Consider the following 13006-nt stretch of genomic DNA (forward strand, 5'->3'; position numbering starts at 1 on the left):
GTGCCGTTGCGTTCACGGGGCCAGGTCCGGCGCCGGGGCAGGGTTAGCTTCCGGCTGGGCGGCTTCCGGCTGGGCGGGTTTCGGCTGGGCGGGTTCCCGCTGGGCGGGTTCCAGTTCCGTGCGGAGGCCGGCGATTTCGCGGTCCTTCCGGGCGATCTGGTCCCGGAGCTCGTCGAGCACCTGGTCCACCTGGTCCATCCGGTAGCCGCGCACGCCGACGGCGAACCGGATCTTCTCGACGTCCGCGGGTGCCGCATCAGCGGGCAACAGCACGGCCGGCAGCGAGGCCACCGGCTCGTCGAAGCCGTCGTTGAAGGGCTGCTCTCCGGCGCGGCGGCGGAAGATCCGCGGCGCCAGGTCGGTGCCGACGAGGATGACGACGGCGGCCAGCACGATCGCCACGAAGACCAGGAAGAAACTCACAGCTCCATGGTGCCAGACGGGGACGCGCCGGCTGCTCAGCCCCGCGGGCCGTTGCCGCCGGTGCCGGCGCCGTTGTTGCCGCCGCTGCCGTTCCCGGTGCTGGGGTTGTTCCCGTTCGGGTTGCGGTGGCGGGCGGCACCTTCGACGATGAGCTCGACGGCGAGCGCCGGATCGTCGACCACCTGCACCAGGTCGAGGTCTTCCTCCGACATCATGCCCTCGGCGACCAGGGTGGTCTGAATCCATTCCAGCATTGGGCTCCAGAAGGCGGTCCCGATCAGCACGATCGGGAACGAAGTCACCTTGCGGGTCTGGACCAGGACCATGGCTTCGAAGAGCTCATCCAGGGTGCCGAGGCCGCCGGGCAGCACGATGAAGCCCTGCGCGTACTTCACGAACATGGTCTTCCGCGCGAAGAAGTACCGGAAGTTGATGCCCAGGTCCACCCACTGGTTCATGCCCTGCTCGAAGGGCAGCTCGATCCCGAGGCCCACCGATACGCCGTTGCCCTGGACCGCGCCCTTGTTGGCCGCTTCCATGGAGCCGGGACCGCCGCCGGTGATCACGGCCAGCCCCGCCTCGGCCAACCTGCGGCCCACCTCGACGCCCAGCTCGTAGTTGAGGCTGCCGGGCACGGTCCGGGCCGAGCCGAACACGCTGACCGCCGGGCCGAGGTCGGCGAGGGCGCCGAAGCCTTCCACAAATTCGCTCTGGATCCGCAGTACCCGCCACGGGTCGGTGTGCACAAACTGCCCGGGGCCCTTGGTGTCCAGCAGTGTCTGGTCGGACATCGTGACCCTGGCCGCCTTGCGGCGCAATTCCAGCGGCCCCTTGTGCCGGATACCGTTGGCCGGCGGCGCGTCCCGCCGCCCGGAACCTGCCTTCGGCGCGGGGTTCTGCTCTTCGGTGGGCTGCGGCTCGGTACTCATGCCCATAGGCTAGCGCGGATCGGCAGCCCCGGCGCCCCGGCACGTCGGGCCCGGCGGACCGTGCGGCAGGACCCTGACCTGCGGATATCTCTTGGGTCACGATGTGGACCAACTCCGAGTGATTGCGGTCATATTCCGCTAATGTTCGCTAGATTCTTCTTATGACTACTCAAGTGCCCGGCGATGCCCTCGTCTCCCTGAATGCCGTGAACAAGCATTACGGCCAGTTGCACGTCCTCAAGGACATCAATCTGAACGTCCGCAAGGGAGAGGTCGTTGTTGTCATCGGCCCCTCGGGCTCCGGCAAGTCAACGCTCTGCCGCGCCATCAACCGGTTGGAAACCATCGATGACGGCGTCATCAGGATTGACGGCAAGGAACTTCCCGAGGAAGGCAAGGAGCTGGCCAAGCTGCGCGCCGACGTCGGGATGGTCTTCCAGTCCTTCAACCTGTTCGCGCACAAGACGATCCTGGAAAACGTCACGCTCGGCCCGATCAAGGTCAAGGGTGTGTCCAAGTCTGAGGCCGACAAGGACGCCATGGCTCTGCTGGAGCGCGTCGGCGTCGGACACCAGGCGCCGAAGCTGCCGGCCCAGCTCTCCGGCGGGCAGCAGCAGCGCGTCGCGATCGCCCGGGCCCTGGCCATGAAGCCGAAGGTGATGCTCTTCGACGAGCCCACCTCCGCGCTGGACCCGGAAATGATCAACGAGGTCCTCGACGTCATGATCCAGCTGGCCAAGGAAGGCATGACGATGATCGTGGTCACCCACGAGATGGGCTTCGCCCGCAAGGCAGCCGACCGCGTGGTGTTTATGGCGGACGGCCAGATCGTTGAGGACGCGACGCCCGAGGAGTTCTTCACCAACCCGAAGAGCGACCGGGCCAAGGACTTCCTGTCCAAGCTCCTGACCCACTGAGCCCTCCCGGCCCGAAGCCCGTTCCCGATTTTCCGCAGAGTTCGCACCCAGGCTGCCGTGAGGCAGCCGACCAATGAAAGGAATGTCATGATGGCATTTTTGACCCGAAGGAAATCCCTTCTGGTTGCCGCATCGGCAGCTCTGGCCCTGAGCCTGAGCGCGTGCGGCGGCAGCTCCTCCACTACCAACCCGCCCGTAGCCGAGAAGCCGAGCTTCGCCGCCGACAGCACCATGGCAAAGCTTTCCTCCGCCGGCAAGATCACCATCGGCACCAAGTTTGACCAGCCGCTCTTCGGCCAGAAGGGCCTCGACGGCAAGCCGGTCGGCTTCGACGTTGAAATCGGCAAGCTGCTCGCCGCGAAGCTGGGCATCTCCGCCGACAAGATCGAGTGGGTCGAGACGGTTTCCGCCAACCGCGAGCAGTTCATCAAGCAGGGCAAGGTTGACCTCATCGTCGCCACCTACACGATCAACGACAAGCGCAAAACCGAAGTCGACTTCGCCGGCCCGTACTACGAGGCCGGCCAGGCGCTCATGGTGAACAAGGACAACACCTCGATCACCAAGCCCGAGGACGTCAAGGGCAAGAAGGTCTGCTCCGTGACTGGTTCCACCCCTGCCTCCACCATCGTGGAAAAGTACGCCGCCGTTCTGGTTCCGGCCGCCACCTACTCCGCCTGCCTTGAGCCGCTGCGCAACAAGCAGGTCGAAGCCATCACCACCGACAACGTCATCCTGGCCGGCTTCGTCAACAAGGAGCCGGACGCCTTCAAGCTGGCCTCCGACGAGACCTTCACCAAGGAGCCGTACGGCATCGGCCTGAAGAAGGACGACAAGGTCTTCCGCACCTGGATCAACGACCAGCTGGAGGCTTTCGACAAGGACGGTTCCTACAAGAAGGCTTGGGAAGCAACCGCCGGCGCTGTCATCAAGACGGCTCCGAAGCTCCCCACGATCGACCGCTACTAATCCGGGTGTGGCGGCCGCCGGCCCCGCAGCTCCTGCGGCCCGTCGGCCGCCACTGTCCTGGTAACGCTTGAACCCCCTCAACGCAGCTGAAGGAACTTATGGACGTCATCATTGAAAGCCTGCCCCAGTACTGGGACGGCTTTCTCAGAACCCTCTTCCTGGCAGTGGTCTCGGGAATTATCGCCCTCGTTTTCGGCACCCTGCTCGCGGCTGCCCGGGTCTCCCCCATCGCCGCCCTGCGCGGCTTCAGCATGGCCTACGTGGAGATTGTCCGGAACACCCCGCTGACCATCGCGTTCTTCTTCGCCGCTGTGGTGCTGCCCCGCCTGGGTGTCACGTTCCAGCAGTTCGAAATCGCGGCCATCATCGCCCTGAGCGCCTACACCTCGGCCTTCATCGCCGAAGCCGTCCGCTCCGGCGTCAACAGCGTCCCCGTGGGCCAGGCCGAGGCCGCCCGCAGCATCGGCATGCAGTTCGGCCAGGTGCTCTCCCTGATCATCCTGCCGCAGGCCCTGCGGACGGTGATCCCGCCGTTGATCAATATCCTCATCGCCCTGGTGAAGAACTCCTCCGTGGCTGGCGCGTTCTATGTGCTGGAACTCTTCGGCTACGGCAAGCAGCTGGCCAACGACCACGGCGATGCCGTGATGTGGGTCCTCGTCGGAGTCGCGTTCTTCTACCTGCTGATTACCGTCCCGCTTGGCTACCTGGCCAACGTGGTTGAACGAAAGGTGGCGATCGCACGATGAGCTCAGTTCTCTACGACGTCCCGGGTCCCAAGGCCCGCCGCGTTTCCCTGATCGGCTCGGTCATCGGCGTGCTGGTGATCGGCGCCCTGCTGGTCCTGGCCGTCATGACCCTCGCCCAGCAAGGCATCTTCGAGGGCCAGCGTTGGGCCATCTTCGGCCAGGCCGACGTCTGGACACTGATCGCCAACGGCATCGGGGCCACGCTCAGTGCCGCCGCGGTGGCAGCCGTGATCGCCTTCCCGCTGGGCCTGCTGCTGTGTCTGATGCGGATTTCCGACGTGGCCTGGATCCGGGTTCCCACCCGCATTGTGCTGGAATTCCTGCGCGGCATGCCGGTGGTCCTGATGATGCTGTTCGTGCTGCTGGTCTTTGCCACGAGCTCCTTCATCGCCGTCGTGGCGGGCCTGGTGCTGTACAACTCGGCCATCTTCGCCGAAATCATCCGCGCCGGCATCCAGTCGCTGCCCAAGGGGCAGCGTGAGGCCGGCCTGGCGATCGGCCTGACCAGCTTCCAGTCGCGGCTGACCATCGAACTGCCGCAGGCCATCCGCCGGATGCTCCCTTCGCTCGTGGCACAGCTGGTGGTGCTCCTCAAGGACACCTCGCTCGGTTACATCGTGGCCTACGGCGAGCTCCTCCGGGCGGTCCAGGTCATGGCCGACTTCCTGGGTCCGCAGTACCTCTTCCCGGTGTTCTTCGTGGCCGCGGCCATCTACATCGCGATCAACCTGGCGGTCTCCCGCCTCGCGATCTGGATCGAGCGGCGCGGATCCAAGAAGGCCGCCGGCGGCATGGCCCACGTCCCGGTCGCCGGAACCGCCCCGGCCAAGTAGGCCGCAGCGGACACCACGCGCCAACTCAAGAGGTCCGGAACCCCGTCGGGGTTCCGGACCTCTTGCGTTAGTAGTTTGCTGGGCCGGCGGGGTTCCAGCGAACTACACGCCCAGCCAGCTGCGTAGCGCCCGCAGGCACTCCCGGACCGCGTCGGCGTCGACGTGCTCATCGTCCTTGTGCGCCAGCAGTGCATCCCCCGGCCCGAAGTTCACGGCCGGGACGCCGAGCTCGCTGAAACGCGCGACGTCGGTCCAGCCGTACTTCGGCTTCGGCTCCGCGCCGACGGCGGCGACGAAGGAGGCGGCGGCGGGGTGGTTCAGGCCGGGCCGGGCCCCGTTCGCCCCGTCGGTGCGGACCAGCTCGAAGCCGGCGAGCAGTTCGCGGACGTGCTCCTCGGCCTGTTCCATGGACTTGTCCGGTGCGAAGCGGTAGTTGATCTCCACGACGCAGCGGTCCGGGATGACGTTGCCGGCGGTGCCGCCGTTGACCCGCACGGCGTTGAGGCTCTCCCGGTAGTCCAGGCCGTCGACGGTGACCGTCCGGGGCTCGTAGGCGGCCAGCCTGGCGAGGATCGGCGCCGCGGCATGGATCGCGTTGCTGCCCATCCAGGCCCGCGCCGAGTGGGCCGCCTCGCCGACCGTGGTGGCCTCAAAGCGGATGGTGCCGTTGCAGCCGCCCTCGACGGTCCCGTCCGTGGGTTCGAGCAGGATCGCGAAGTCACCCTCGAGCAGGCCGCCATGGTTCCGAACCAGCCGGCCGAGGCCGCTCTTGACCCCCTCGACTTCCTCGTGGTCATAAAAGACGAACGTGACGTCCTTGTCCGGCTCCGCGCCGCCGTCGAACATTCCTGCCGCGAGCGCGAGCTGCACCGCGACGCCGCCCTTCATGTCGGTGGCACCGCGCCCGTACAGGATGCCCTCCCCCGGCGCCCCGGAGGGCCAGTAGGAGGGGACGGTGCCCAGCGCGCCCTCGGTGGTGGGCAGCGGAACGGTGTCCAGGTGCCCGGCGAGGATGACCCGCTCCGCCCGGCCCAGGTTGGTACGGGCGATCATCGCGTCGCTGTCGCGGGTCAGCTCGAGCTGCGGGATGGCACGCAGGGCATGTTCGACGGCGTCGGCCAGCCGGCGTTCGTCTCCGGAGACGCTGAAAATGTCGATGATGTCCGCGGTCAGCAGGGCAACGTCCTGGCGCAGGTCCAGGCGGGCAGGGGCAGTATGCTCAGTCACCGTTCCACTGTATATGCCGGCCGCCCGTCACCGGTTTCAGGGAGCGCGGGGGCCGTCTATAGACTTGACGCATGACTGAAACCGCTTCTGCTGCCGTGCCCGCCGACGCCCGCTCCGCCTACGGATACGGGGTCGCGACCATCGCCACCCGTAACGGTGGGGCCACCGTGCTGGACGTCTGGTTCCCGGCGCCGGCGCTCGGAACCGCGGCGGAAAACCTGCGCGACGTCGCCAACGCGGACCAGTCGCTGCTGGACATCGCCGCCCATGGCGCCGACGCGGACCGCGGCACCGAACAGAAGGTCGTTTTCGCCCAGATCCACCTCGACGAGGCCCCGGCCGACACCGCGGACGCGTACCTGCGCCTGCACCTGCTCTCGCACCGCCTGGTCAAGCCGAACAGCATCAACCTGGACGGCATCTTCGGGAAGCTGCCCAACGTCGTCTGGACCAACTTCGGCCCTGCAGCCGTCGAGGACTTCGAGCTCACCCGCGCCCGGCTGCGCAAGCGCGGCGCCGTCACCGTTTACGGCGTGGACAAGTTCCCGCGGATGGTCGACTACGTCATCCCCTCCGGCGTCCGGATCGCCGACGCCGACCGGGTCCGCCTCGGCGCGCACCTGGCCGAAGGCACCACGGTCATGCACGAAGGATTCGTGAACTTCAACGCCGGCACGCTCGGCACGTCCATGGTTGAGGGCCGCATCTCCGCGGGCGTCGTGGCCGGGGACGGCTCCGACGTTGGCGGCGGCGCCTCCATTATGGGAACCCTCTCCGGCGGCGGCAAGGAGAAGATCTCCCTGGGCGAGCGGGTCCTGCTCGGCGCCAACTCCGGCGTGGGCATCAGCATCGGCGACGACTCCGTTGTCGAGGCCGGCCTGTACGTCACGGCCGGCACCCGGGTGCGGGTGGCGGGGCCGAAAGACGCCGACGGCGAGGACACCAGCCGGATCGTCAAGGCCGTGGAGCTCTCCGGCGTCCCGAACCTGCTCTTCCGCCGCAACTCCTCCACCGGCGAAGTGGAAGTACTCCCGCGCCGGGGACAGACCGTTGAGCTCAACGAGGCTCTGCACGCCAACTAGGCACCGGCGGACAACCGACCGGCTAAAGCATGGACCGGCCCTGGCGGGCCCGAGGGAGTAGTTACGTGGCACGCAGAGGTGGCTGGCGCCGTCGGATCGTGCTGTTGCTGGCCATGGCCATGGTGGCGGGCGCCATCTACACGGCGGTGGGGTTCCTGCAGCGCTCCGAAACGCTGATCACCGAGCACTGCACCGCGGTGGGCGCCGGCGGCGAGGACCTGGCCACCGACCAGGCCGCGAACGCTGCACTCATCAGCGCCATCGCGGTCCGGCGCGGGTTGCCCGCGCGCGCGGCGAGCATCGCCCTGGCCACGTCCACGCAGGAATCGAAGCTGCGCAATATCGACCACGGCGACCAGGCGGGCCCGGATTCGCGCGGCCTGTTCCAGCAGCGTCCCTCGCAGGGCTGGGGCACCGAGGCGCAGGTGATGGATCCGTACCACGCCACCAACGCGTTTTACGATGCGCTCGAAAAGGTCCCGGGTTACCAGGTCATTCCCATCACCGAGGCCGCGCAACGGGTCCAGCGTTCGGCGTATCCGGGCGCCTACGCCCAGCACGAGCCCATGGCCCGTGCCTTCGCGTCGGCTCTGACGGGCCAGACCGCCCAGGGGGTGGACTGCTCCTTGCGCAAGCCGGAGGCTGCCGGGGACGCCGGCCAGGTCCGGCAGCGGCTGGCGGCCGCGTTCGGCGCCCTCCCGGCGACGGCGGCCGGCCGGACGGTGACGGTCCAGGCCCAGGACACCCGGGCGTGGGCGGTGGCGCAGTGGGCGGTGGCCAATGCGAAGGCCCTGTCCATCACCGAGGTCCGGGTGGACGGGCAGCACTGGTCGCGGCTCTCGCACGACGGCTGGCAGGCAACGGACGTGCCGGCGGGGCAGGTCAGCATCACGGTCGCCGACACCCCGGCGCCCTAGCCGCTGCCGCGGGATCAGGGGCCCGGGGTCAGGGGCCCGGGGTCAGACCAGCAGGTCGACGACCGGCTGGACGTAGCTGCGGAACAGCTCCGGCTCGGACAGCAGGGCCGAGCTCATGATGATCTTGTCCGGCTCCAGGTACCAGGCCCGCGGCTCGGCGAGGGGAAGCTCGATGATGGTCAGCTCGAAGTCGCGTGCGGCCCGCCCGACTTCCAGCAACCGGTCATCCACCATGTCGGCGAGCAGCTGCGTGGCGCCGCTGGCATCCCGCTCCGCCTCGAGCGCCAGGTACTCGCCGCGGCGTTCCCGGGCCCAGCTGAGGGCGGCGCCGAAGTGGGCCTGAAGCACGCGCCGGAGGGCCGGGGAGTTGCCGAAGGCGTGGAACCCGGGAGGGCCCAGCTCGGGCTCCATCTCCGGGTGGGCCTTGAGCAGTTGCGCCCACCACGCCTCCCACTCGGTCTTCAGGGCCGGCATGCCGCCGACCTCGTCGATGAGGTGGGTGTGGTCGGAGGACCGGATCTTCGGGGCCACGTGGCAAAGGGCCGGGTGGCCCGCGGTGTCCAAACCGGCGGCGTCGCGGACGTAGAGCGCTATGAGCATTGGACCTGAGGTGTCCATGGTGATTCGCCAGCCGGGACCGCCTGTGTGGTGCATCCGATTTGCCTCCCTTGGCATGACGTACTTGTCCAGTCTATTCCTGAAGGTAGCGCACGTTAATGGCTGCCAGCGCGGCTGCCCAGGCTCGCCAGATGGGCTTCCAGTACATCGTGGCACATTTGCGCCGTCATCCATTCCGGCTGCAGCAGCGCGTGCATGGTCAATCCGTCCAGCGTGGCCAGCAGCCGCTCGGCCTCGGTGACCAGTTGCTGCTGCCCGGCGCCGTCCGCGGCCCCGCCGTCGTCCGCGAGGGCCATCATCAGCCGGCCTACGACGGCGGCCACGGTGCGGTGGCTGCGGTCGGCCTCCGCGGCAAGGAACGGCCTGGTCCGGGCTGCGTTTTTGAAGGCCATCCAGACGCAGGCATCAACAGCCCGCTCCTCGTCCAGCGGCAGGAATTCCCCCAGCAGGGTTAACACGCCGCGGCGGTGCTCGGCCGACCCCGGGGCCGTCCCCGCCAGCCGCGCCTCCGCGGCCTCCAGGCGGCCGGCCACCCGGTCCACCACGACGCCGAACGAATGGGCCAGGAGCTCGTCGCTGCTGGCAAAGTAGTGCCGCACGGAACCCACCGCCAGCGCGGCTTCGTCGGCCACTTCGCGCAGCGAGGCCCGTTCAAGCCCGTCTGCCGCAACGATCCTGAAGACGGCTTCAACAACTTCCTGGCGCCGCAAAGCGGCGTCGACAAATTTGGGCATTGCTCCTTTTTAGCACGGATGTGTCCCTCTGCCGGCGCTCCACGCCGGTCCCACGCGCAACTCCAGCACCACCAACGCCGGCACCGGAGACGCCCGCACCGGAGACTTTGGCATGAACGACGCCGGCCGCGCACCTCGAGCGTGAGGTGCGCGGCCGGCGTCGTACGTTATGCCTTAAAGCGCGGGGTAATTCCGTTCCGGTTCCCCGGTGTAGAGCTGGCGCGGGCGGCCGATCTTGGTGTTCGGGTCGCTGATCATTTCGCGCCACTGCGCGATCCAGCCCGGCAGCCGGCCGATCGCGAAGAGCACGGTGAACATCTTCTCCGGGAAGCCCATCGCCTTGTAGATCAGGCCGGTGTAGAAGTCCACGTTCGGGTAGAGCCTGCGCTGGATGAAGTAGTCATCCTGCAGGGCCTTTTCCTCGAGGCGGAGCGCGATGTCCAGCAGCTCGTCGTTGCCGCCGAGCTTGCTGAGGATCTCATGCGCGGTGGCCTTGACGATCTTGGCGCGCGGGTCGTAGTTCTTGTACACCCGGTGCCCGAAGCCCATCAGGCGGACGCCGTCTTCCTTGTTCTTGACCTTCTCCATGTAATCCTCGGGCTTGATGCCGTCGGCCTGGATCTGGCGGAGCATCTTGAGCACGGCCTCGTTGGCGCCGCCGTGGGCGGGGCCAAAGAGCGCGTTGATGCCGGCCGAGACGGAGGCAAAGAGGTTGGCGTTGGAGGAACCGACCAGCCGCACCGTGGAGGTGGAGCAGTTCTGCTCGTGGTCCGCGTGCAGGATCAGCAGCAGGTCCAGGGCCTTCGCGACCACCGGGTCCACCTCGTACTGCTCGGCCGGAAGGCCGAAGCTCAGGCGCAGGAAGTTCTCCACCAGGTTGTGGGAGTTATCCGGGTACAGCATCGGCTGGCCGACGGACTTCTTCAGCGCGTACGCGGCGATGACCGGCATCTTGGCCAGCAGGCGGTAGGTGGACACCTCAACCTGCTCGGCGTTGAACGGGTCCAGCGAGTCCTGGTAGAACGTCGACAGGGCGGACACGGCCGAGGAGAGCACCGGCATCGGGTGCGCGTCGCGGGGGAAGCCGCTGAAGAAGCCCTTGAGCTCTTCGTGCAGCAGGGTGTGGTGCCGGATCCGCTGGTCGAATGCTTCCAGTTCGGCCGGCGTCGGCAGGTTGCCGTAGATCAGCAGGTAGGAAACTTCCAGGAAGCTGGAGTGCTCGGCGAGCTGCTCGATCGGGTAGCCCCGGTAGCGCAGGATGCCGGCGTCGCCATCGATGTAGGTGATGGCCGAGGTGGTGGCCGCGGTGTTCATGAACCCGGGGTCAAAGGCAACGGCGCCGGTCTGCTTCAGCAGCTTGGAAACGTCGTAGCCTTCGTTTCCCTCAACAACCTTGATGCGCGGGAGCTCGAGCTCGCCGCCCGCATGACGCAGGGTTGCGCTGGTGGTCTCAGTCATGGATTCTCCTCATGAGGCATCGGGGCCCCTGTTGAAAGCTTGATCCAACATCTGGTGAGGCCGCCCACGGAACCTGTATCTGGACACGGATTCCAACGGCTGCGCTGCCTTCTTGTGGAAAGCCACCATTGATAGTCAGTTAAAAACTACCGCCAGTTCGCGGGTGGCACTAATCCGGAGGGTCTCCAAAGGGACCAAATCCCGCATCTTGTGGCCCGCATCACAGCTTTGTTACGGTCCCGTAGCCAGCCGCTCGACGGCGGCGTCGATCCGTTCGTCGCTGGCCGTCAGCGCCACCCGGATGAAACCGTTGCCGGCGTCGCCGTAAAAGACGCCGGGGCCGACGACGATGCCTCGGTCGGCGAGCCTGCCGACCGTGTCCCAGGTCGCCTCGCCCGCGGTGGCCCACAGGTACAGCCCGGCGCGGGACTCGTGGATGTCCAGTCCGAACCGCTCCAGGGCCGGGACGATCCGTTCCCGGCGTCCGCGGTACAGGTCCTTCTGCGCCGCCACATGGTTGTCGTCGCCGAGGGCAACCCGCATGGCCTCCTGGACCGGGTAGGGCACGATCATGCCGGCGTGTTTGCGGCTGTTCACCAGGTTCGCCATGAGGGCCGGGTCACCGGCGACGAAGGCGGCCCGGTAGCCGGCGAGGTTGGACTGCTTGCTCAGCGAGTAGACCGCCAGCAGGCCCTCGTGGGAGCCTTCCGCGACCTGCGGGTCGAGGACGCTGGGGACCGGCGCGCCGCCGCGCTGGACGTCCCATTCGCCCCAGCCGAGTTCGGCATAGCACTCGTCCGAGGCGACGACCGCTCCGAGTTCCCGGGCCTGGCGGACAATCCGCTGCAGCGACGCGGCGTCGCGGACGCTGCCGGTGGGATTGGCCGGCGAGTTAACCCACACGAGCCGCACGCGCGACCGGGTTCCGGCGTCGAGCTCATCCAGGTCGTCCGCGGCGACGTGCTCGGCCCCGGCGAAGGTGGCCCCGATGTCGTAGGTGGGGTATGCGACGGTCGGGCGGACGACGACGTCGCCGGCTTTGAGGCCCAGCAGGAAGGGCAACCACGCCACCAGTTCCTTGGACCCGACCGTGGGCATCACGTTCTGCGGGTCCAGGCCGGGGACGCCGCGTCGGCGTCCGAACCAGGCCGCGATGGCTTCCCGGAGCGCCGGGGTGCCGTGCACCGTCGGGTAGCCGGGGGCGTTCGCGGCAGCCTTCAGCGCTTCCTGCACCAGCGCCGGGGTGTCGTCAACCGGGGTGCCGATGGAGAGGTTGGCCACTCCCCCGGGGTGCTCCGCGGCCCGCGCAAGGTACGGGGCCATGGCTTCCCACGGGTAGTCGGGCAGGCTGAGGCCGAAGCTGCGCAGCGCGGATGTCACTGGGGCGCCGTCCTAGGCGTCTTGGTTCTGCGGCGGCAGCGCAGCGATCATGGGGTGGTCCGTGTGGGTGTTGCCGATCTTGGCGGCGCCACCCGGGGAGCCGAGCACATCGAAGAACTCGACGTTGGCCTTGTAGTAGTCGGCCCATTCCTCGGGGGTGTCATCCTCGTAGTAGATGGCCTCCACCGGGCAGACCGGCTCACAGGCGCCGCAGTCGACGCACTCGTCCGGGTGGATGTACAGGGAGCGCTCACCTTCGTAGATGCAATCGACGGGGCACTCTTCAATACATGCCTTGTCTTTGACATCTACACACGGCTGCGCGATTACGTACGTCACGTCCCTGGCCTCTCCACGTTGGTTCCGGCATCCCGCCGGTTCTTGCTCCCGGCCTGAGCGCCGGGCTGCTGACTTCCGAGCCTATTATCTCCCAGTCTGATCCCGCGAACCTAGCCGGGCGTCACAGAGCCCGCGCGTCCTACTATGAATTGGTGAGTTCATTGATCCCGCAGCCGCACCAGTTCCTCTCCGACGCCCCGCTGGGAACCCGTGTGGTGGTGCGCTACCGGATCGAGGGCGGCCTCCTCACGGATGCGCTCGGCGAACTCGTGGACAGGGCCGACGGCGGCTGCACCGTCCGCACCCGCCGCGCCGACGTCGTCATCCCGCTGCGGCTGGTGGTGGCGGCCAAGGCGGTGCCGCCCGCCCCGCCGCGCCGTCCCGCGGGACATGCCCTCCCTGAGCCTTGAGCAATGGACATAGTGCCCCTA

At 67.7% G+C, this 13006-nt stretch carries 15 protein-coding genes; 7 read left to right on the plus strand and 8 right to left on the minus strand.

Annotation, left to right across the window (positions count from 1 at the left end; translation table 11 throughout):
- Positions 1-12: 12 nt before the first annotated feature.
- Positions 13-423, minus strand: a complete 411-nt coding sequence (locus AC1MED_RS13270; RefSeq protein ID WP_479783735.1) for a DivIVA domain-containing protein — start codon at positions 421-423, stop codon at positions 13-15.
- A 35-nt stretch (positions 424-458) separates the two neighbouring features.
- On the minus strand, positions 459-1358 hold the full coding sequence (locus tag AC1MED_RS13275; RefSeq protein ID WP_479783736.1) for an LOG family protein: 900 nt from the start codon (positions 1356-1358) through the stop codon (positions 459-461).
- A gap of 155 nt (positions 1359-1513) precedes the next feature.
- Here AC1MED_RS13275 and AC1MED_RS13280 point away from each other — a divergent pair, with 155 nt between their 5' ends.
- From AC1MED_RS13280 to AC1MED_RS13295, 4 genes are all read left to right on the plus strand, one after another.
- Positions 1514-2269 carry an amino acid ABC transporter ATP-binding protein gene (locus AC1MED_RS13280; protein ID WP_346959604.1) on the plus strand — a complete coding sequence of 252 codons (756 nt, stop codon included), beginning with the start codon at positions 1514-1516 and terminating at the stop codon, positions 2267-2269.
- An 87-nt stretch (positions 2270-2356) separates the two neighbouring features.
- Positions 2357-3238 carry a glutamate ABC transporter substrate-binding protein gene (locus tag AC1MED_RS13285; protein WP_479783737.1) on the plus strand — a complete coding sequence of 294 codons (882 nt, stop codon included), beginning with the start codon at positions 2357-2359 and terminating at the stop codon, positions 3236-3238.
- A gap of 98 nt (positions 3239-3336) precedes the next feature.
- The gene (locus tag AC1MED_RS13290; RefSeq protein ID WP_479781149.1) at positions 3337-3987 is read left to right on the plus strand and encodes an amino acid ABC transporter permease; all 651 of its coding nucleotides are present in this window, start codon (positions 3337-3339) and stop codon (positions 3985-3987) included.
- Positions 3984-4820, plus strand: coding sequence for an amino acid ABC transporter permease (locus tag AC1MED_RS13295; protein WP_346959607.1), 837 nt, complete (start codon positions 3984-3986; stop codon positions 4818-4820). Before AC1MED_RS13290 ends, AC1MED_RS13295 begins: the two co-directional genes overlap by 4 nt.
- Before the next feature lie 102 nt (positions 4821-4922).
- On the opposite strand, the gene dapE is transcribed toward AC1MED_RS13295, so the two are convergent.
- Complete coding sequence (gene dapE / locus AC1MED_RS13300; protein ID WP_479783738.1) at positions 4923-6047, minus strand: succinyl-diaminopimelate desuccinylase; 1125 nt, start codon at positions 6045-6047, stop codon at positions 4923-4925.
- A 71-nt stretch (positions 6048-6118) separates the two neighbouring features.
- Here dapE and dapD point away from each other — a divergent pair, with 71 nt between their 5' ends.
- Together dapD and AC1MED_RS13310 are read left to right on the plus strand one after the other, a co-directional pair.
- The gene (dapD, locus tag AC1MED_RS13305) at positions 6119-7129 is read left to right on the plus strand and encodes a 2,3,4,5-tetrahydropyridine-2,6-dicarboxylate N-succinyltransferase (protein WP_479783739.1); all 1011 of its coding nucleotides are present in this window, start codon (positions 6119-6121) and stop codon (positions 7127-7129) included.
- Between the two features lie 65 nt (positions 7130-7194).
- Complete coding sequence (locus AC1MED_RS13310; protein WP_479783740.1) at positions 7195-8046, plus strand: hypothetical protein; 852 nt, start codon at positions 7195-7197, stop codon at positions 8044-8046.
- Between the two features lie 42 nt (positions 8047-8088).
- Here the strand turns inward: AC1MED_RS13310 and AC1MED_RS13315 are convergent, their stop codons facing one another.
- From AC1MED_RS13315 to fdxA, 5 genes are all read right to left on the minus strand, one after another.
- Positions 8089-8700, minus strand: a complete 612-nt coding sequence (locus AC1MED_RS13315; protein ID WP_346959610.1) for a hypothetical protein — start codon at positions 8698-8700, stop codon at positions 8089-8091.
- Between the two features lie 59 nt (positions 8701-8759).
- Complete coding sequence (locus AC1MED_RS13320) at positions 8760-9398, minus strand: TetR/AcrR family transcriptional regulator (RefSeq protein ID WP_479783741.1); 639 nt, start codon at positions 9396-9398, stop codon at positions 8760-8762.
- Positions 9399-9572: 174 nt separating this feature from the next.
- Positions 9573-10856 carry a citrate synthase gene (locus tag AC1MED_RS13325; protein ID WP_346959612.1) on the minus strand — a complete coding sequence of 428 codons (1284 nt, stop codon included), beginning with the start codon at positions 10854-10856 and terminating at the stop codon, positions 9573-9575.
- A gap of 231 nt (positions 10857-11087) precedes the next feature.
- A complete protein-coding gene (dapC, locus tag AC1MED_RS13330; protein WP_479783742.1) occupies positions 11088-12236 on the minus strand; it encodes a succinyldiaminopimelate transaminase in 1149 nt (382 codons plus the stop codon).
- Positions 12237-12248: 12 nt separating this feature from the next.
- Positions 12249-12575 (minus strand): ferredoxin, encoded by a 327-nt coding sequence (gene fdxA / locus AC1MED_RS13335; RefSeq protein ID WP_346959614.1) that lies wholly within the window; start codon positions 12573-12575, stop codon positions 12249-12251.
- A 152-nt stretch (positions 12576-12727) separates the two neighbouring features.
- On the opposite strand from fdxA, the gene AC1MED_RS13340 reads away from it, so the two are divergent.
- Entirely contained in the window at positions 12728-12985 is a 258-nt protein-coding gene (locus AC1MED_RS13340; protein ID WP_479783743.1) for a putative acetyltransferase, read from the plus strand.
- Positions 12986-13006 lie beyond the last annotated feature (21 nt).

The organism is Arthrobacter sp. BI5, assembly GCF_056680065.1.